General features: G+C 72.4%; 14 protein-coding genes and 1 pseudogene. 5 read left to right on the top strand and 10 right to left on the bottom strand.

From position 1 onward, the window contains the following. Window positions 1-30: 30 nt before the first annotated feature. The 4 genes and pseudogenes from ABTX78_RS32875 to ABTX78_RS32860 all read right to left on the bottom strand — a co-directional run bounded on the left by ABTX78_RS32875 (window position 31) and on the right by ABTX78_RS32860 (window position 4,362). The gene (locus ABTX78_RS32875) at window positions 31-213 is read right to left on the bottom strand and encodes a Trm112 family protein (RefSeq protein ID WP_352210436.1); all 183 of its coding nucleotides are present in this window, start codon (window positions 211-213) and stop codon (window positions 31-33) included. Between the two features lie 349 nt (window positions 214-562). Continuing rightward, complete coding sequence (locus ABTX78_RS32870; RefSeq protein WP_352210435.1) at window positions 563-1,927, bottom strand: phosphomannomutase/phosphoglucomutase; 1,365 nt, start codon at window positions 1,925-1,927, stop codon at window positions 563-565. A 50-nt stretch (window positions 1,928-1,977) separates the two neighbouring features. After that, window positions 1,978-3,593 (bottom strand): annotated as a pseudogene (locus ABTX78_RS32865) (L-lactate permease). Between the two features lie 340 nt (window positions 3,594-3,933). Next, window positions 3,934-4,362 carry a metallopeptidase family protein gene (locus tag ABTX78_RS32860; protein WP_313945987.1) on the bottom strand — a complete coding sequence of 143 codons (429 nt, stop codon included), beginning with the start codon at window positions 4,360-4,362 and terminating at the stop codon, window positions 3,934-3,936. A 274-nt stretch (window positions 4,363-4,636) separates the two neighbouring features. Here ABTX78_RS32860 and ABTX78_RS32855 point away from each other — a divergent pair, with 274 nt between their 5' ends. Next, on the top strand, window positions 4,637-5,059 hold the full coding sequence (locus tag ABTX78_RS32855; RefSeq protein WP_352210434.1) for a DUF3499 domain-containing protein: 423 nt from the start codon (window positions 4,637-4,639) through the stop codon (window positions 5,057-5,059). A gap of 89 nt (window positions 5,060-5,148) precedes the next feature. On the opposite strand, the gene ABTX78_RS32850 is transcribed toward ABTX78_RS32855, so the two are convergent. The 3 genes from ABTX78_RS32850 to ABTX78_RS32840 all read right to left on the bottom strand — a co-directional run bounded on the left by ABTX78_RS32850 (window position 5,149) and on the right by ABTX78_RS32840 (window position 11,019). After that, a complete protein-coding gene (locus ABTX78_RS32850; protein WP_352210433.1) occupies window positions 5,149-6,666 on the bottom strand; it encodes a DUF5719 family protein in 1,518 nt (505 codons plus the stop codon). Continuing rightward, window positions 6,663-10,514 (bottom strand): glycosyltransferase, encoded by a 3,852-nt coding sequence (locus ABTX78_RS32845; RefSeq protein ID WP_352210432.1) that lies wholly within the window; start codon window positions 10,512-10,514, stop codon window positions 6,663-6,665. Before ABTX78_RS32845 ends, ABTX78_RS32850 begins: the two co-directional genes overlap by 4 nt. Before the next feature lie 241 nt (window positions 10,515-10,755). After that, on the bottom strand, window positions 10,756-11,019 hold the full coding sequence (locus ABTX78_RS32840; protein WP_023541320.1) for a WhiB family transcriptional regulator: 264 nt from the start codon (window positions 11,017-11,019) through the stop codon (window positions 10,756-10,758). Window positions 11,020-11,678: 659 nt separating this feature from the next. Here ABTX78_RS32840 and ABTX78_RS32835 point away from each other — a divergent pair. Genes ABTX78_RS32835 through ABTX78_RS32825 form a run of 3 tightly spaced genes read left to right on the top strand, consistent with a single transcriptional unit; the run spans window position 11,679 to window position 14,443 of the window. Next, window positions 11,679-12,179, top strand: coding sequence for a cysteine dioxygenase (locus tag ABTX78_RS32835; protein WP_352210431.1), 501 nt, complete (start codon window positions 11,679-11,681; stop codon window positions 12,177-12,179). Window positions 12,180-12,191: 12 nt separating this feature from the next. Then, window positions 12,192-13,148 carry a 2-phospho-L-lactate transferase gene (gene cofD, locus ABTX78_RS32830; protein ID WP_352210430.1) on the top strand — a complete coding sequence of 319 codons (957 nt, stop codon included), beginning with the start codon at window positions 12,192-12,194 and terminating at the stop codon, window positions 13,146-13,148. Then, window positions 13,145-14,443: a coenzyme F420-0:L-glutamate ligase gene (locus tag ABTX78_RS32825; RefSeq protein WP_352210429.1), complete on the top strand. Its 1,299-nt coding sequence runs from the start codon at window positions 13,145-13,147 to the stop codon at window positions 14,441-14,443. The genes cofD and ABTX78_RS32825 overlap by 4 nt, the downstream gene beginning before the upstream one ends. Before the next feature lie 42 nt (window positions 14,444-14,485). Here ABTX78_RS32825 and ABTX78_RS32820 read toward each other — a convergent pair whose 3' ends face one another. The 3 genes from ABTX78_RS32820 to ABTX78_RS32810 form a co-directional block, all read right to left on the bottom strand. Further along, on the bottom strand, window positions 14,486-15,502 hold the full coding sequence (locus ABTX78_RS32820; RefSeq protein WP_352210428.1) for a DNA-3-methyladenine glycosylase family protein: 1,017 nt from the start codon (window positions 15,500-15,502) through the stop codon (window positions 14,486-14,488). 97 nt (window positions 15,503-15,599) lie between these two features. Further along, the gene (gene manB, locus ABTX78_RS32815) at window positions 15,600-16,682 is read right to left on the bottom strand and encodes a mannose-1-phosphate guanylyltransferase (protein ID WP_352210427.1); all 1,083 of its coding nucleotides are present in this window, start codon (window positions 16,680-16,682) and stop codon (window positions 15,600-15,602) included. An 85-nt stretch (window positions 16,683-16,767) separates the two neighbouring features. Beyond that, on the bottom strand, window positions 16,768-18,120 hold the full coding sequence (locus ABTX78_RS32810) for a peptidoglycan recognition protein family protein (RefSeq protein WP_352210426.1): 1,353 nt from the start codon (window positions 18,118-18,120) through the stop codon (window positions 16,768-16,770). A gap of 129 nt (window positions 18,121-18,249) precedes the next feature. Here ABTX78_RS32810 and ABTX78_RS32805 point away from each other — a divergent pair, with 129 nt between their 5' ends. Continuing rightward, window positions 18,250-19,002 (top strand): TIGR03089 family protein, encoded by a 753-nt coding sequence (locus tag ABTX78_RS32805; protein WP_352210425.1) that lies wholly within the window; start codon window positions 18,250-18,252, stop codon window positions 19,000-19,002. Window positions 19,003-19,272 lie beyond the last annotated feature (270 nt).

Here is a 19,272-nt window from a genome sequence, read left to right as displayed (position 1 = left end):
TGGGGTCTCCGATCGCCGTACGGTGGTGGGTCAGGCGGGGCGGCGTGCTTCGTCGACGAGAAGGACGGGGATGCCGTCGCGTACGGGGTAGGCCAGGCCGCATTCCTTGCTGGTGCAGATCAGCTCGGGGGTCTCCTCCGCCGTGCTGTCGCTGAGCGGCGCGTGGCAGGCCGGACAGGCGAGGATCTCCAGGAGACCGGCTTCGAGCGGCATGTGTGACGTTCCCTTCGGGGGCGGACCATGTGCGGTGGTGGCCGAACACGCGGTCGCGGTCTTGCGGATTGGGCCACGTCAGCGTACCGCCGGGGGGCCCGGTGCGGCGCGTTCTGGGGGTGAAGGTGCGGGCCGCGTGCGGGGCGCCGCGCCTCGGAGACTCAGGGCCGGCGTGCGGGGCCGCGCGCTTCGGAGACTCAGGCCCGCCGTACGGGGCCGCGCGCTTCGAAGGCCAGGCCCGGCGTGCGGGGCGCCGCGCCTCGTACCCACCCGGCCACGCCCCGCCGCCCGGCCGTGCCGGTCACCGCACCCCGCGCATCCCGTGCATCCCGTGCCCCAGGTTTCCCCCTCAGCCCTCCCGCACCAGCCCCAGGACCTCGTCCCGCACCTTCGCCATCGTCGCCTCGTCCCGTGCCTCCACGTTCAGGCGCAGCAGCGGTTCCGTGTTCGAGGGGCGGAGGTTGAACCACCAGTCGTCGGCCGACACCGTCAGGCCGTCCAGTTCGTCCGTCGTCACGCCGGGGCGCCGCGTGAATTCCGCCTTCACCGCCGCGGTGCGGCCCGCCTGGTCCGCGACCGTGGAGTTGATCTCGCCGGAACCGCGGTAGCGGTCGTACTGCGCGACGAGTTCGGAGAGCGGGCCGTCCTGGGAACCCAGCGCGGCCAGGACGTGCAGGGCCGCGAGCATGCCGGTGTCCGCGTTCCAGAAGTCGCGGAAATAGTAGTGCGCCGAGTGCTCACCGCCGAAGATCGCTCCCGTGTGCGCCATCTCCTGCTTGATGAAGGAGTGGCCGACGCGGGTGCGGACCGGCTTGCCGCCGTTCTCGCGGACGACCTCGGGGACCGACCAGGACGTGATCAGGTTGTGGATCACCGTGCCGCCGGGGTGCTTCGCCAGCTCCCTGGCCGCGACGAGTGCCGTGATCGCCGACGGGGAGATGCCCTCGCCTCGCTCGTCGACGACGAAGCAGCGGTCGGCGTCCCCGTCGAAGGCGATGCCGAGGTCGGCGCCTTCGAGCCGGACGCGTTCCTGGAGGTCGACGATGTTCGCCGGATCCAGCGGGTTCGCCTCGTGGTTCGGGAAGGTGCCGTCCAATTCGAAGTACATCGGGACGAGGGTGAGGGGCAGGGACGCGAGGACCGTGGGGACGGTGTGGCCGCCCATCCCGTTGCCCGCGTCCACGACGACCTTCAGCGGGCGCATGGCGGAGAGGTCCACCAGCGACAGCAGGTGGGCGGCGTAGTCGGTCAGGGTGTCCCGCTCGGTCACCGTGCCGGGCGTGGCCGCCGGGGCCGGTGCGCCCTCCTCGGACCACTTCTCGGCCAGCCCGCGGATGTCCGCGAGGCCGGTGTCCTGGCCGACCGGAGCCGCGCCGGCCCGGCACATCTTGATGCCGTTGTACTGCGCGGGATTGTGCGAGGCGGTGAACATCGCGCCGGGCAGGTCGTAGTGCCCGGAGGCGAAGTACAGCTGGTCCGTCGAGCAGAGCCCGATCAGGGTGACGTCGGCGCCGAGGGCCGCCGCGCCGCGGGCGAAGGCACCCGACAGCCCCGGGGACGTGGGGCGCATGTCATGGCCGACGACGATCGCGTCCGCGCCCGTCACCTGCACGAAGGCTGCCCCGAACAGCTCGGCCAGCGCCTCGTCCCACTGGTCCGGCACCACCCCGCGGACGTCGTACGCCTTGACGATCTGCGACAGATCAGCGGTCACGGGCCATCCTCCTGAAAGTCTCTGCGGTCGCACCAAACTACCCGCACAAACTAAGGCAGCATCCAGCCCAGTACCGCGGTGCTCTGCGCGGTCACGATCAGGCACATGACCAGGAGCAGTCCGAGGCTCCAGGGGAGCACCTTGCGCAGCAGATCGCCCTCCTTGCCCGCGAGCCCCACGGCCGCGCAGGCGATCGTCAGATTCTGCGGGGAGATCATCTTGCCGAGCACTCCGCCGGAGCTGTTGGCGGCGGCGAGCAGTTCCGGCGACAGCCCGGACTCACGTGCCGCCGACACCTGGAGTGCGCCGAAGAGCGCGTTCGCGGAGGTGTCCGAGCCGGAGACGGCGACGCCGAACCAGCCCAGCACGGGCGACAGGAACGCGAGTCCGGCACCCGCCGCGGCGACGAACTGTCCGATGGTGGCGGCCTGCCCGGACAGGTTCATCACATACGCGAGGGCCAGGACGGAGATCACCGTGAGGATCGCGAACCGCAGCTCGCGCACGGTCGCCAGCCACTCGCGCGCCGCATCGGTTGCCCGTACGCCGAGGACGACGGCGGTCAGCGCTCCGGCCAGGAGCACCAGCGTCCCGCCGGTGGCGATCAACGGCAGGGTGAACTCGTTGGCGCCGACCGGCTTCCCGTCCGGGTCCGCCACGTGCAGCAGGGGCCAGTCGAAGATCTGCGTCGCCTGCGCCAGCAGGCGTTTGACCGGCGGGATCTGGGCGATCGAGAAGATCACGACGATGAGGGCGTACGGGGCGTAGGCGCGCACCACTTCCCGGCGGGGGTCCTCGCGGTCGAGTTCCTCGCTGCGCACACCGGTCAGTACGGCCGCCCGCACCGGCTCCTCGGCGGGCCTGCGTGCGCCCGGCACGGCGATCAGGGCGGCCGCGCCCGCCAAGGCGGCGGCGATGTCGGCGAGTTGGGCCGAGACATAGTTGGCCGCCGCGAACTGGGCCACGGCGAAGGCGACTCCGCAGGCGAACGCGGGTACCCAGGTCTCCCGCAGACCCCGTCGGCCGTCCACGAGGTAGACGAGCACCAGCGGTACGACGAGGGCGAGCAGCGGTGTCTGCCTGCCGACCACCGCGGCGACCGTGTCCAACGGCAGGCCGGTGACCTGGGCGAGGGTCACCACGGGGGTGCCCATGGCGCCGAAGGCGACGGGCGCGGTGTTGGCGACGAGGGAGACGACCGCCGCCTTGACCGGGTCGAAGCCGAGTGCGACGAGCATCACCGAGCAGATGGCGACGGGGGCGCCGAATCCGGCGAGCGCTTCGAGCAGCGCCCCGAAGCAGAAGGCGATCACCAGGGCCTGGATGCGCGGATCGTCGGAGAGCCGGCCGAAGGAGCGGCGCAGGATGTCGAAGTGCTGCGTGCGGAGGTCATCCGGTACACCCACAGGGCGTTGACGACGATCCACATGATGGGGAAGAGCCCGAAGAGCACCCCCTGCGCGCCGGCCGAGAGGGTCTGGCCGAGCGGCATCGTGAAGGCGGCCCAGGCGACCAGCACGGCGACGGCGAGGCCGATGAGTCCGGCGAGGTGGGCTCTCATGCGTACGGCGCCGAGGAGCACCAGGACGGTGACCAGGGGGAGGGCCGCGACGAGGGCGGACAGGGCGAGCGAGTTGCCGACGGGTTCCAGGTCCTGCACGAACACGACAGACCCACCTCCGGATTCCGTGATGCGGAAAGCGATCTCTCACCGACCCAAGGAATGGTCGTGTCCCCGACAAGCGGAGGTCAATGGTCCGCACAGGGATTCGTTCGACTTTCAAAGAAGCCGGCGCCCGGGCAGGGGGCCGTCCGTCGGACATCCGGCCGGCCTCCGGTGGACGTGGGGAACTCCGGTGCAGGCGCCCTCGGACCTGCCTGCACGGCGATGCTCGAACCTGCCCGGGCCGCGTGCCCCACTCCTACCGGGACCGCGTGCCCCAGTCCTGCCGGACGGCGGGCTCAGTCCTGCCCGACGGCGGGCTCAGTCCTGCCCGACAGCGGGCTCAGTCCTGCCCGTAGCGCGGGTCCACGGACTCCGGTGCCAGGCCGAGCAGCTCGGCGACCTGCTCCACCACGACCTCGTGCACCAGCAGCGCGCGCTCGTCGCGGTTCTTCGTACGGATCTCCACGGGGCGCCGGTAGACCACGATCCGAGCGGGCCGTCCTTTGTCCGCGGGCGCCGAGGCACCGAGCGGAACCGCCTCGTCCGGCGCTCCCGGCACATCCAGCACCAGAAAGTCGACCTCGGCCAGCTGCGGCCAGCGCCGCTCCAGTCGCTCCATCGAGTCCTGCACCAGGTCACGGAAGGATTCGGCCCGGCTCGCCGCGAGCGGCACCTGGGGCGGGGCGACGGGTCCGCGCATCCCGCGACCATGGCGGTCGCGACGCCGCGGTCGCGGCTCGATCGGTGGGGGCGGTACAGGACTGTCCATCACTGACGCAGGGTAGCTCTCCGGGGGGGGCGGCGATCGCGTGCCCGCGCCGAGGAGGCACGATGTCGCAATGTGAGCGTTCCGGCGATCCTTCGGCCCGGTTGCGGGCCGTCCGGCGATCGTCGGCGTCATCGTGATTGACCTCATTTACGCCAAGTCATGACCGGATCACGGGTGGTCGCCGTCCCGGCACTTCTCCTTCCGCGCAGGTCAGGCCAGTTGCCCGGGACGCCCTCACCACGGGCGTCGTACCACGACACGGGGGAGTGACCTGGTGGAGAGTCGTCGCAGCCCGCTCAAGAGTGCGGTACCGTCCAACGTCGTGAGCCCTGTACGTCGCTGTTCGCGCACCGCGTGCGGCCGCCCTGCCGTCGCGACACTGACGTACGTCTATGCCGACTCGACTGCGGTCCTCGGCCCGCTCGCCACCTACGCCGAGCCCCACTGCTACGACCTGTGTGCGGAACACAGCGAGCGGCTGACCGCCCCGCGCGGCTGGGAGGTGGTGCGGCTCACCGATGGCTCCGCCCCGTCCCGTCCCAGCGGCGACGATCTCGAAGCACTCGCCAACGCCGTACGGGAAGCCGCCCGCCCTCAGGGCAGAGCGGCCGAGGCGCAGAACGGCCGTCGGACGGCGGACCCCATGGAGGTCGCCCGCCGGGGCCATCTACGGGTGCTGCGCTCACCCGACTCCTGAGGACCGGTACCCCGCACGTACCGCGGTCGGCCCCGCCCGGCGCCCCTGCGCGGAGCCCGCGCCTCCCTGTTGCCGCCGCGGCGCCGCCGTCAGTCGTCCAGTACCGACAGGTCCTGCCGGGCCTTCGGCACCGCCACCGTCCCCCGGTCGTCCGGCAGCGTCTGCACCGTGAACATCGCGACACCGTCCTGCGGCAGCGCCAGCATGCGCGAGGCGTGCACAGGGCCGCCCGAGACCGTTTCCACGGTCAGCGCGTACGTGCCCTTCAGACCGGTCGGCACCGGTGGCGCCACCGCTGTCGTGGTCCCCGCGCCGACCTTGTAGGTCTTCACGGCGGGGCTGCCGCCCTCGGTGCCCGCCGACGCGGTGACCTTGACCTCGCCGGCCGCACCGGGTGCGGTCAGCGAGAGCGTCGCGCCCTTGGCCGGGTTGCCGGAGACCGTCGCCCGCTCTCCGACGGCCGCGGTCGCCGGGATGAAGGCGACCTCCTGCTTGTCGCCCTTGCCGCGGACGACCCGAAGTGCCGCCACGACGGGGGTGGCCCGGCCGCTCTGGGCCGGGCTGAGGATCAGCGATCCGGCCTCGCCCTTGGTGACGTCCGCCAGGTCGACGCTCGCGGTCATCCCGGACTTCACATGCAGGGTCTCGTGGCCCGCCGGCACGATCGCGCCGTCCGGTGCCGCGAGCTGGATCTTCAGGTCGGCGTCGTCCTCACCGGGGGCGAAGGCCACCAGCCGCACGGAGGTGGCGTCGGCGGGGATCCCGGGCAGCACCGCGGTGCCGGCCGGGTCCGCCGACGCGGTCAGCCAGTCGCTGCCGGCCTTCTCGTCGGCGGCCCGCACCACGGCGCCGACCCGGCCCGTGCGGGTCGAGACATGGACCGTGACGTCCGGGGACGGCTGCGAGGTCAGCGTCGACAGCAGGACGGGGACGCTCGATCCGGCGGGCACCGGGATGCCCTCGGTCAGCGTGGTCTTGAGCGCGCCGTCCTTGCCGTAGAGCTCGATGTCGGCGACGGCCGGGGTGTCGTCCGGGTTGGTCAGGTGGACATAGTCCTGGCGCTCCTCGGCGGTGGAGGCACCGGGGAACCAGAAGTCGGTGTCGGGCGAGGTGCAGCCGACCCCGAGCAGGCCGCGCGCGCCGCCCGCGGTGACCGTGGTCGTCTGCTGGGCGCTCCAGCCGGGCGCGAAACGACCGGTGGCCGTGCCGACGAGCGCCGCCGCTTCCCCGCCGCTCACCTTCGCCCCGACCGGCTTGCCGGGCTCCGTCAGCGTGAGCAGCGGCTTGGCCGGCCCCGGCTTCTTCGCGGGCGCCTTCTTGGGCTCGGTCTCCGGGTCGGCGAGCACCGCGCTGGACGGCTTGAGCACGGCCGTGCCGCTCTTCGCTCCACCGTCCTTGCCCGCCGGGGTGAAGGACGAGTACTCGGTCTCGGCGACCTCGGAGCTGCTCGGCGCGGGACAGAGCAGGCTGGAGCGCTCCACCGGGAGCCGGGCCGCGGCCGTGCTCTCCTTCTCCGTGGTGCCGTCGGGGGCGCTCAGGGAGGCGAATCCGGTGACCGCGGCCAGGGCGGTGACGGTGGCGAGCAGGGAGATGGTCGTGCGCTTCACTCTGACTCGCCTCGCGTCGTGTTGCCGTGGTTTCCGTTCGGTCCGGGGCGGCGGCCCTCGCCGTCGTACGGGTAGGGGTCGTACGGCCCGTCGGGGTACTGGCCCTGCGGGTACTGGCCCTCGGGGTACTGCCCCTCCGGGTACTGCCGCCCGTCCGCGTACGGTCCGTCGGCGTACTGGCCGTCCTGGTACTGCCCCTCGGCGTACCGGCCGTCCTGGTTCCGGCCGTCCTCGGCGTAGCCGCCGTTCTGATACTGATCGGGCTGGTAGGGGTCGGCCTGGTACGGCTGCTGGTACGGCTCGTTGCCGTAGGCCCCCTCGCCCCCGTAGGGGTACTGGTCCTGGCCGTACACGGGGCTGTAACCGGGTTCCGCGTAGGTCTGCTGCCCGTCCCACTCGCCGTACTGCTGCTGGGGGACGGCGTAGGAGACGGACGGCGACTGCTGAGGGTCGAAGACGTTCTGGTCCGCCGGGGGCCGGCCGTACGGGTCGGCGTAGTGGCCGTTGTCCTCCGGCGTGCCGGGGGGCGTGGCCGGGACGGGCGGGGCGTTCGGGGGCTGCTCCCCCTCGGAATCCGCTTCTGCCTCGGCCTCCGCCTGGGCGCGCAACCGGCGGGCCCGGCGGCCCTCGCCGTCCACCGGCTGGGCCGGTACGGCGACCGCCTCGTCCGGCAGGTCGTCGTCGATCTGTGCCCGTCGGCCGGGCAGGGCGAGAACGACGAGTACCAGGGCGAGGAAGGCCTGCGCCCAGATCCAGCCGGTGTGGGCGGCGGAGTCCTCGTACGTCAGGTCGAGCCGGCCGCCCTCGGCGGGCAGCTCGAAGCCCTGCGCCCAGCCGTCGACGGTCGTCTTCGTCAGGGCACGACCGTCCAGCGTGGCCTGCCAGCCGCCGTCGGCCCGGTCGGCGATGCGCAGCACGCGCCCCTCCCCGCCCGACGGGATCTTGGTGTGCGCCTCGACGGTGTCCGACGCGACGGGCAGGGGGTCGCCCTTGCCGGTGACGATCGTGGCGCGGGCGACCTGGCGGTCCACGCGCCACAGCGCGCTGCCGTCGAGCTGGCTGAGGCGGCTGAGTCCGGGGGTGGCGTCCAGGACGCGGCTGGTCTGCCGCGGCGCTCCGTCGCGGACGAGGACGTAGCGGATCGCGAAGCCGCTGAGCTGGCTGGTCTGGTCGGCCCCGGAGCCGGCGACCAGATTGGCGACGATCTTGTCGAGACGGGCGTCGCTGCCGCCCGCCTCGGCCAGTTCGGCGTCACCGAGCCGGCTGCCGGAGCCGCGCACGAGGGTGTACGGCACCTGCGCGGGCGATGTGCCGCCGAGGACGAGGGTGCGCGGCTGGTCCCGGGTGTCGCTCTCCTCGGCGACGAACGCGGGCACCTGGACCGGGTCACGCCGGGTGAGCGGGTCGGCGGCGCCGCCGACCATCCAGCCCACGGCCGCGACGACCGGGCCGATGCCCGCCGCCAGGGCGATGAGCACGGCGACGGGCTGCCGCCAGCCGAAGTTCTGGGCGGCCACGCGTGTCCGGCCGCCTTCGGCGCCGAGGACGGCCGCCGACAGCAGGGCGATGCCGTAGACGAGGGTGGCGGGTCCGGCCCAGCCGGAGCCGTTGGCGACGGCCGCGAAGAGGAACCCGACGAGCGCGGCGGCCCAGGCCGTGCGGATCGCGAACTGCCGCTGCTCGCGCAGCAGGGCCGCCAGCGCGGCGAGGACGATGCCGATCAGCAGGAACCCGCCGCCCGCCTTCGGCCCGCCGGGGCTGATGCCGAGCAGGTCGAGCGCCGACGCGCCTCCGCTGCCGATGTCCAGTCCGGCTTCGCGGAGGAAACCCGAAGGGCTGGTCAGCAGGGTGAGCGACCAGGGCGCCAGGAGGAGCATCGGCGTGCCCACGGCGGCGAGGAGGCGCAGCGCGTAGGCGGTGATGTCGTTGCGGCGCAGGACGAGGACGCCGATCCCGAGGATGAGAGCGATCAGCCACACCACGGGCGTGAACGCCGTGGTGAGGGTGAGCAGCAGGGCGTACGCCCAGGTCGCGCGCCAGCTGCCGCGCGCGCCGGAGCCGGCACCCGAACGCAGACCGTGTGCAGCGACGGCCGCACGGACCATGAGGGGCAGCAGGATCGCGAGGACCGCGGTGCCGAGCCGTCCCGTGGCGAGCGCGCCGGTGGCCGCGGGCAGGAAGGCGTACGCGACGGCCGCCCACGCGCGCAGCAGCCGGGACTCGACGATGGGGCGTGAGGCGAAGTACGCGGTGAGACCGGCGAGCGGCACCGAGCAGACGAGCAGCACGGTGAGCGCGAAGCCGGTGGAGCCGAGGAACAGCGTGGACAGGCCCGCGAGGATGCCGAGGTAGGGCGGTGCCGTCTGGGTGCCGCCGGTGCCGAGGGGGTGCCAGCTGTCCGCGTAGCGCGACCAGAGGTCGGCCACGTCGGCCGGGGCGGGCAGCAGAGCGCCGCCGGCGAGCGATCCGCCGCCGAAGAGCCCGCGGCAGGCGACGACGGAGACGATGAGGAGAAGGGCGAACAGCACCGGCGCGGGCTTGCCCGCGATCTTCTTCAGCCGGGCGAACTGCTCGACCTCGAGGTAGTCGGCGTCGTCACCGCCGGGGCCGGACTCGACGGCGCCGTGCCGGGAGCCGCCCGCGTCGGACTCCTTGCCGGCACCGAAGTGACCGGCCACCTGCTCGACCGTGGCACGGACGGTGGCGCCGGTCGGCGGGAACAGGGAGCGCAGTTCGGCGGCTTCGACGGCTCGGCCGTTCGCTCTTCTGCGGCGGCCGGCGATGATGCGCTCGGGTCGCAGCAGGATGCCGAAGAGCCCCATGACCTCGTCGACGGCCTGACCGGGCACCTTGCCGACGAGATAGGCGAGGGTTCGCAGCAGTGTGCCGAGGACGATGCGCAGCAGGACGTAGGGAAGCGTCACGCCACGGGCGTTGGTGAGCAGCGTGTAGACGGCCCCGGCCTTGTCGACGCGGTGGGGGCTCGCGACGGAGCGGCCCGCGCAGTCGACGGTGCGGCGCTCACGGGCGGCGGCCTCCGCATGCCGCAGCACGGCGTCGGGGGCGATGAGCACGCGATGGCCGGCGGAGTGCGCGCGCCAGCACAGGTCGACGTCGTCCCGCATGAGGGGCAGCCGGCGGTCGAAGCCGCCGAGTTCCTCGAAGACGTCGCGGCGTACGAGCATGCCGGCGGAGGAGACGGAGAGCACGGAGCGGACCTGGTCGTGCTGGCCCTGGTCCTGCTCGCGCCGGTCGAGTCCGGTCCACCGGCGCCCGCTGTTGGCGATGGAGACGCCGGTCTCCAGGAGTTGCTTGCGGTCGTACCAGCCGCGGAGCTTGGGCCCGACGATGGCCGCGTACTCGTCGGAGTCGACGACGCGCAGCAGTTCGGCGAGGGCGTCCGGCTCGGGCGCCGCGTCGTCGTGGAGGAGCCACAGCCACTGCACCGGTTCGCCGTACGGCAGTTCCGGCATGTCGTACGTCTCGTCGCGCCAGGTCCTGGTGACCGGGTCCCAGCCGCTGGGCCGCTTCAGATAGGGCAGGTCGTCGGGGGTGAGGACGCCCGCGGTGCGGGCGGCCTCGTCGACGGCGGTGCCGAAGCCGGTGCGGCGTGCCAGATGCAGGACGCGGTCGGCGCCGAGTGCCTCGGTGAGCAACCGCGCGGAGTCGTCGGCGCTGCCGGTGTCGGCGGCGACGACGTTCTGTACGGGGCGCTCCTGGCCGAGGAGTCCGGCGAGGGCGTCGGGGAGCCAGCGCGCGCCGTCGTGGGAGACGAGCACGGCGGTGACGACGTGCCGGGGGAACTCCGGCGGATGTGCTGAGGCGAACGCGGCTGTGGTGGCGGACATTGAGGTACGGGCCCTCCGGCCGGGGGGTCGCCCCCGATGGGGCGTTGGAGCGTCTCGGACGGGGCCCCACACTAACGGTAGGAAAATGCGCGGGGGTGCGAAGTGCCTGCACGGACCCGGGCACCGGGGACGCACCGGACACACGAACGGTCCGCCGGCTGCGATGTGGGTGCAGGCGGCGGACCGTGAGGCGGATTCCGTCGGGTGAGGGCTGGTCGGACCCGGGATATTCGCTCGGTGTTCAGACGGCGGCCTTCTTCAGCCGGCGCCGTTCGCGCTCGGACAGGCCGCCCCAGATTCCGAATCGCTCGTCGTTGGCAAGGGCGTACTCAAGGCATTCGGAGCGGACTTCACAGGCGAGGCAGACCTTTTTGGCCTCTCGCGTGGAGCCGCCTTTCTCGGGGAAGAAGGACTCGGGATCGGTCTGGGCGCACAACGCGCGCTCCTGCCAGCCGAGTTCCTCGTCCGCGTCCTCGACCAGCAGTTGTTCGAACAGCTCGGTCATGTGCGCCCCTCGTCTGTCTTTTGCGTCCCCGTGATGTTGCCGTTGATCGATGTCGGCCGAACGACACGAGTGAAATTACAAGTGTGTGGATCCGGGCCAGTCAAGCCGAGATCTGCTATTGGGCCCCGTATTCACTCTGCGGAACCAAGGCTATGCGGAAAGTGTTCAAATCATCAAAAATCTGACACATGCCAGCGGCCTGCTCCAACCACCGCCTTCCCCGCTTACGGGGGAAGACGCCGCGAGGTTCGATCTTGTTGCGATCGAGCCGGTGAAGCGATCCGGATCACAGTCCGATCACAGGACGGCAGCGGCGTTTGCGAGCGCGGTTGCTGCGCCATGTCTCCAGGGCCCTGGGTGCACAAACCTTTCTCCGTGCGCAGTAGCCGGATGAGGTGAAAGATTGCGGCCAAATCGGTCATTGAGTTGACATCAAAGACGCCGACCCGGCACCTTTGGTCACATGCCAGCGACCTCAGCGCACTACGCGACCCCCCTTCGTGGGTTCCGCAGCGCTGTCCAGGCGCGCTGTTGCTGTTCCAGCTGTTGATGCCCTCGCGCTCCAGCGACTCCCCGCATGCCGTTCTTGTGCATGCCGCGTCCCGTGTCTCGCGACTCCCCCAGCACTGCTCCGTTCTCTGCCGAGGAAACCGCACACCATGAACAGCGACAGCGACCTTCAGATCGCCGGCGACATCCTCGCCGTACAGCACCTTCTCCAGCCTGCCCGTGAGCACCCGGCCACCGTCGCCGACTTCGTCGGGCTCGCCCGCTCCGTCGCCGCCGACCGCGCGCAGTGGGCCCGTCTCGTCGAGTACGACGCCGCCAGCCGCTGGTACCACCTGCTGCGCACCGGCCCCGGCTACGAGGTGTGGCTGCTGTCGTGGGTGCCCGGCCAGGGCAGCGGGATGCACGACCACGGACCCTCGTCCGGTGTGCTGACCGTGCTGGAGGGCGAGCTGACCGAGCGCACCGAGCGCACCTCCCGTTCGCTCGGGGCGGGCGCACAGCGGGTGTTCGCGCCCGGCTATGCGCACGAAGTGATCAACGACTCGCTCGAGCCGGCCGTCTCGCTGCACGTCTACTACCCGGGTCTGACCGAAATGCCGATGCACCCGAGCCAGTCCTCCCCGGCGGCCCAGGACATCGTACGCGCCTGATTGACTGGGCCCATGCGCATTGTGGTTCTGGCCGGCGGCATCGGCGGCGCCCGTTTCCTCCGTGGTCTCCTGCAGGCCGCGCCCGAAGCGGACGTCACGGTGATCGGGAACACCGGCGACGACATTCATCTGTTCGGGCTGAAGGTCTGCCCCGACCTCGACACCGTGATGTACACCCTCGGCGGTGGCATCGACGAAGAGCAGGGCTGGGGGCGTACGGACGAGACGTTCCAGGTCAAGAGCGAACTGGCGGCGTACGGCGTGGGCCCCGAGTGGTTCGGCCTCGGCGACCGCGACTTCGCGACCCACATCGTCCGCACCCAGATGATCGCGGCGGGCTATCCGCTCAGCGCCGTCACCGAAGCGCTCTGCGCGCGCTGGAACCCCGGCGTGCGGCTGCTGCCGATGACGGACGACCGTGTCGAGACCCATGTCGCGGTCGAGATCGACGGCGAGAAGAAGGTCATCCACTTCCAGGAGTACTGGGTGAAGCTGCGGGCCTCCGTGCCCGCGGAGGCCGTCGTGCCCGTCGGCGCCGACCAGGCCAAGCCCGCACCCGGCGTGCTGGAGGCCATCGCCTCCGCCGACGTCATTCTCTTCCCGCCGTCGAACCCGGTCGTCAGCGTGGGCACGATCCTCGCCGTACCGGGCATCCGCGAGGCCATCGCCGAGGCGGGGGTGCCGGTGGTGGGCCTGTCCCCCATCGTCGGGGACGCACCCGTGCGCGGGATGGCCGACAAGGTGCTCGCGGCGGTGGGCGTGGAGGCGACGGCCGCGGCCGTCGCCTCGCACTACGGCTCCGGTCTGCTGGACGGCTGGCTCGTCGACACCGTCGACGCGGGCACGGTCGGCGAGATCGAGGCGGCAGGCATCCGCTGCCGTGCCGTGCCGCTGCTGATGACGGACACCGACGCGACCGCCGAGATGGCGCGTCAGGCGCTGGCCCTGGCCGAGGAGGTACGGGCGTGAGGTTCGAGGTCCGGGCCGTGCCCGGGCTGCCGGAGGTCCGCCCCGGCGACGACCTCGCCGCCCTGGTGGCCGTCGCCGCGCCGGATCTCGCGGACGGCGACATCCTGCTGGTCACCTCCAAGATCGTGAGCAAGGCCGAGGGACGGATCCTCGCCGCGACCGACCGAGAGGCCGCCATCGACGCGGAGACGGTACGGGTCGTGGCCCGGCGCGGTCCGCTGCGCATCGTCGAGAACCGGCAGGGCCTGGTGATGGCCGCGGCCGGGGTGGACGCCTCCAACACCCCTGCCGGCACGGTGCTGCTGCTGCCGGAGGACCCCGACGCCTCGGCGCGGGCGCTCCGGGAGGGACTGCGCGAGTCTCTCGGCGTGGACGTCGGCGTCGTCGTCACGGACACCTTCGGACGACCGTGGCGCAACGGGCTCACCGATGTGGCGATCGGCGCCGCGGGGGTCCGCGTCCTCGACGATCTGCGCGGCGGCACCGACGCCCACGGCAATCCGCTGAGCGCGACCGTCGTCGCCACCGCGGACGAACTCGCCTCCGCCGGCGACCTGGTGAAGGGCAAGGCGGAAGGGCTGCCCGTCGCCGTCGTGCGCGGACTCGCCCAGCTGGTCGGCGACGGAGACGACGAGGGCGAGGGCGCCCGTGCGCTGGTGCGCTCCCCCGCCGACGACATGTTCCGGCTCGGCACCTCCGAGGCGGTACGGGAAGCGGTCGTCCAGCGGCGCACGGTGCGGGAGTTCACCGACGAGCCGGTCGACCCGGGTGCGGTGCGCCGTGCCGTGGCCGCCGCCGTCACCGCCCCGGCGCCGCACCACACGACACCGTGGCGCTTCGTCCTGCTCGAATCGGCCGTCGCGCGCACCGCGTTGCTCGACGCGATGAAGGACGCGTGGATCGAGGACCTGCGGCGGGACGGAAAGTCAAAGGAGTCGATCGCGAAGCGGGTCCGCCGGGGCGATGTGCTGCGCCGGGCGCCGTACCTCGTGGTGCCGTGTCTGGTCATGGACGGCTCGCACCACTACGGCGACCCGCGTCGCGATGCCGCGGAACGCGAGATGTTCGTGGTCGCGGCGGGCGCGGGCGTGCAGAACTTCCTGGTGGCGCTGGCCGGTGAACGCCTCGGCTCGGCCTGGGTGTCGTCGACGATGTTCTGCCGTGACGTCGTCCGCAAGGTCCTGGACCTGCCGGCGGACTGGGACCCGATGGGCGCGGTGGCAGTGGGCCACGCGGCGGCGCCGGCGAAGGACCGGCCCGCGCGTGAGGCGGCCTCCTTCATCGAGGTGCGCTAGCGGGCGCTCCCCCGGGGACGGACGCTCCCCGGGGGCCGTCGGTCAGAGCTTGCCGATGTCGGTGCGCGGCATCTTCGGCATACGGCGCGGGGGTGTACGGCCGCTCAGCAGGATGAAGCGGGCCGCCCGGTGGCGCTGGCCCGCGTAGGGGGCGAGAAGTTCGAGCATCGCGGCGTCGTCGGCGTCGCGGTCGCCCGCGAGCGCGTACCCGACGATGCGCGGCAGATGCAGATCGCCGGTGGTGACCGCGTCCGGTGCGCCGTTGCTGCGCTGCACGGTCTCGGCGGACGTCCAGGGCCCGACACCCGGGATCAACTCCAGCCGTGCGCGCGCCTGTTCGGGCTCCATGGCCGCGGCCTCCTCCAGCCGTCGGGCCACCCGGACCGCGCGCAGGATGGTGGAGGCGCGCTTGTTGTCGACACCCGCGCGGTGCCACTCCCACGACGGGATGAGCGCCCAGGTGCGCGCCTCCGGGGTCACGTACAGGCGCATCGCGGGCCCCGGCGCGGGCTCGCCGTACTTCCGCACGAGCAGCCGCCAGGCGCGGTAGGCCTCCTCGACCGTGACCTTCTGCTCCAAGATCGAGGGGATCAGCGACTCCAGGACCAGTCCGGTGCGGGTGAGCCGCAGACCGGGGCGGCGGCGGTGGCTGTGGGCCACGAGCCGGTGGCGGGGGACGAAGACGTCCGGGTCGTCCTGCGCCCCGAGCAGGTCCGGCAGGCCCTCCAGCAGCCACTCCGCGCCGGCGCCCCACGCCTCGGCCTCCGCGGCTCCGTCCCGCAGGGCCACGCGCAGTGTGCCGGGGCCGGCGGGTGTCCGGCAGGCGCGCCACACCGATCCGTCCGGCGCGACACGGAACGCGGGGTCGCCGGGGCCACGCCGCAGCGGACCGAGGACGAGCCCGAGGTCGAGGGGCCAGGGCGGCGTCCAGCGACGGGTGCGGGAGGCGGAGACCTGGGCGGGGACGGCGGCGACGGGCACAGCCGTATGACCGCCGCGCACCGTGGTGCGGGTCGTCGGGGTCGGGGTCGGGGTCGTCGGGGTGAATCGTCCTGCCACGGTGATGAGCGTACGGGCCCGCGCTTCCCCCGGTGGGCTCTTGGCCGGCCCGGCCCGATGCCGGGCCGGGATCACTCGCCGCGGCGGCGGGCCCTCGTCACTGGTCCGAGGAGAACCGCACGGTTCCGGCGGGCAGCACCGCGTCGCACCACACCCGCGCACCGTCGCGGAGTTCGTTGTCCGCGCCCACCGTCGCGCCGTCGCCGACGACCGTGTCCGACAGGACGGTGCGCGCGCCCACCCGGGCGCGCTCGCCGATCAGGGAGGCGGAGATCACAGCGCCCTCCTCCACCACGGCGCCCGCCAGGACCACACTGCCGTCCACCCGGGCGCCCGGGTGGACGGTCGCTCCCTCGCAGACCACGGTGCCGCCGGTGAGCTTCGCGTCCGCCGCCACGGTCGCCGACTCCAGCACCAGACGGTCGCCGCAGCGACCGGGCACCGCCGGGGACGGCGCGCGGCCCATGACCAGGTCCGCGGAGCCGCGGACGAAGGCCTGGGGCGTGCCGAGGTCCAGCCAGTAGGTGGAGTCGACCATGCCCTGGAGATGCGCACCGGAGCTCAGCAGATCCGGGAACGTCTCCCGCTCGACCGAGACCGGCCGCCCCGACGGGATCGTGTCGATGACCGAGCGCCGGAAGACGTAAGCCCCCGCGTTGATCTGGTCGGTGACGATCTCCTCCGGCGTCTGCGGCTTCTCCAGGAACGCGGTCACCCGTCCGCTCGGGTCCGTCGGCACCAGGCCGAACGCCCGCGGGTCCTCCACACGGGTCAGATGGAGCGAGACATCGGCGCCCGAGGAACGGTGCGTCGAGACGAGTGCGCCGATGTCCAGACCGGTGAGGATGTCGCCGTTGAAGATGAGGACCGGTTCGTCCGGCCCGGACCTCAGCCGGCCGGCGACGTTGCGGATCGCGCCGCCGGTGCCGAGGGGTTCCTCCTCGGTGACGTACTCCAGGTGGAGGCCGAGCGAGGACCCGTCACCGAAGTACGGCTCGAAGACCTCGGCGAGGTAGGAGGTCGCCAGCACGATGTGCTCGACACCTGCCGCCCGCGCCCGCGCCAGCTGGTGGGTGAGGAAGGGGACACCTGCCGCCGGCACCATCGGTTTCGGCGTGTTGACGGTGAGGGGACGCAGCCGGGTGCCCTTGCCGCCGACCAGGAGGATCGCTTCTGTCACCGTGTCGTCTCTGCTTCCTGTCCGGGCCGGGCGTGATCAGTCGTTCGAGACCGGCCAGTGTATGCAGTGGGCGGCACGTTCCCCGTCAGCCACGTCCCTGCAGCTTGGCCGAGGCGCTCCGGGCGGTGCCGAGCTTGCTGTAGAGGCGGGCTCCCGGACATTCGGTGAGGAACCCGTCGCGGTGCCCGGAGATGACGTTGAAGCTGACCTTCTTGCCCTTCTTGTACTTGCCGCTGCCCCCGGACGTCAGCGTTACCTTCCCCTTCGGGTTGCCCTTGAACAGCCCGATCTTCCACGCGGTCAGCCGCGCGATCGCGGTCACCGCGGCCGCCGGCGGGGTGGAGCGACTGTACGTGCCGAGTACGGCCACGCCCATGGTGTTCGTGTTGAATCCGAGCGTGTGGGCGCCGAGCACCGCTCTGGTCACGCCTCCCGCCCGGCCTTCGTAGATGTTTCCGCACTTGTCGACGGCGAAGTTGTAGCCGAAGTCGCGCCAGCCGCTGCTCACGACGTGGTAGCGGTAGATACTGCGCAGGACTGAGGGCGCCTGCTTGCACGTATAGCTGTTGCCGGTGGCGCTGTGGTGGACGAAAGCCGCCTTGACGGTCTTCGTGTAGACGAAGCTCTTCTCGCGCAGCGACTCGCTCGCGCCCCATCCCTTGCGGGTGATGATGCCCGGCCGGGGTCCGATGTAGGGCTTGGCGGCGGCGCCGGCGGCCTCCACCTCGGCCGCGTCGGTCGCGGCGTCCGTGCCCGCGTCCAGCTCGGCCGCGGCGGCCGTGCCCGCGCCCACCCCGGCCTGCGCCTGGGCCCGCGCCTGCGCCACTGTCTCCTCCACGCTGAGCGCGGGAAGTACGGTGCCGGCCGCCGAACTGCCGCCCGGGGTCACCCGGTCCGACGCGGCGGGGTCCTCACCGGGGTCGACGAGTTCAACGCGCATGCCCTCGGGCAGCGGGGCCGGCTCCGAAGTCTCGGGGCGGACGCGTACCTCGACGCCGTCCGAAGCGCCCACCCACAGGGGGGCCGTGGCGCCGCGCACCTTGCCGGACTCGCTCTCGGCCGTGCCGGGGTCGGCGCCGTGATCGTCGTTGTGGGTCTCGACGTCCTGCCAGGCCGACCACGCGCCGGTGCCGACCGTGCGGGTGCGCACCTGGACCGAACCGTGCAGTTCGGCGTCCACGTCGTCCCAGACGACGCCGATGAGGGAGAAGGGTCTGACGTCCTGCTCGGGAAGCCGCCGCTCGGCGGCGGGTCCGCGCGAACGGTCGGACGGCGTCGGTCCGACGGCCGTGAGGGGCAGTGACTGAGTGGAGCCGGGTACGTCCGGCGCCGGTATCTCATGTGGTGGCGCGGCGATGGCGCCTGAGGTCAGGGTGAGCGGAAGGACGAGCGCGGCGGAGGCCGCGACACCGATCGAAGAAGCCAGGAATCCACGCATGCAGCTGATCGTGTGCCGGGGCAGCCGACTTCGCTTCCCGGAGAAAAGAGCGGGCGCATCGGTCCGACCGGAGGACCCGTCACCGGTACGGCGGCCTCCCGGGGCACCCCGCCCCGTACGCTTGGCCGCGTGAACCCCAGCGACCGCACCCCCGCCGACCTGCTGCGATCCGCGCTCGCCGCGGACCCGGCGCGCCCCTTGGTCACTTTCTACGACGACGCCACCGGTGAACGCGTGGAATTGTCCGTCGCGACCTTCGCCAATTGGGTGGCCAAGACAGCCAATCTGCTCCAGGGCGATCTTGCCGCCGGGCCGGGCGACCGGCTCGCGCTGCTGTTGCCCGCGCACTGGCAGAGCGCGGTGTGGCTGCTCGCCTGTTCGTCGGTCGGCGTGACCGTCGAGGTCGGCGGCGATCCGGCGGACGCGGACGTCGTCGTCAGCGGTCCGGACACGCTGGAGGAGGCGCGCGCCTGCTCCGGAGAGCGGGTGGCCCTGGCGCTGCGGCCGCTGGGCGGGCGTTTCCCGCAGCCGCCCGCGGGGTTCGTCGACTACGCGGTTGAGGTGCCCGCCCAGGGCGACCGCTTCGCGCCGTTCGCGCCGGTGGACCCGGCCGCGCCCGCGCTCTCCGTCGGCGGAATGGAGCTGACCGGCGTCCAACTGGTGGAGAAGGCGCGTACGGATGCGGCCGAACTGGGCCTGGTGAGCGGGTCCCGGCTGCTGACGGGACGCGACTACGCGTCCTGGGAGGGCCTGTCGGCCGGGCTGTTCGCACCGCTGGCCGCGGGCGCCTCCGTGGTGTTGTGCCGCAATCTCGGGGAACTGTCCCAAGACAACCTTGACAAGCGCATCGAGAGCGAGCGGGTCACCAACACCGCAGTATGACAAGCCTCCGAGGGCCACTCGTGTGGCGCACACACGGGCCGAGCCCCCGGGCTCCGGCCTCAACTCCGGTGGATGATCGGCGATACGTGTGCTTCAACGCACAACCAAGCGTGAGGTTCAGCCGTCTAGTCCTGCGATCGGCGACCCAGCGCGCCGCCGACGCCATGAAGGATGGACGCAGACGTGACGGACAGTGCTGGCACGCCGGCCGAACCGGACGGCCACGCCGGGGACGAGCGGGCGTCGGACCCGCCCCCGGCGGACACCCCC

It is taken from the genome of Streptomyces sp. NPDC096193 (genome assembly GCF_040302905.1).
GTDB lineage: Bacteria > Actinomycetota > Actinomycetes > Streptomycetales > Streptomycetaceae > Streptomyces.
The sequence above is the reverse complement of the archived record's forward strand: the minus strand, read 5'-3'. Positions and strand labels throughout refer to the sequence as shown.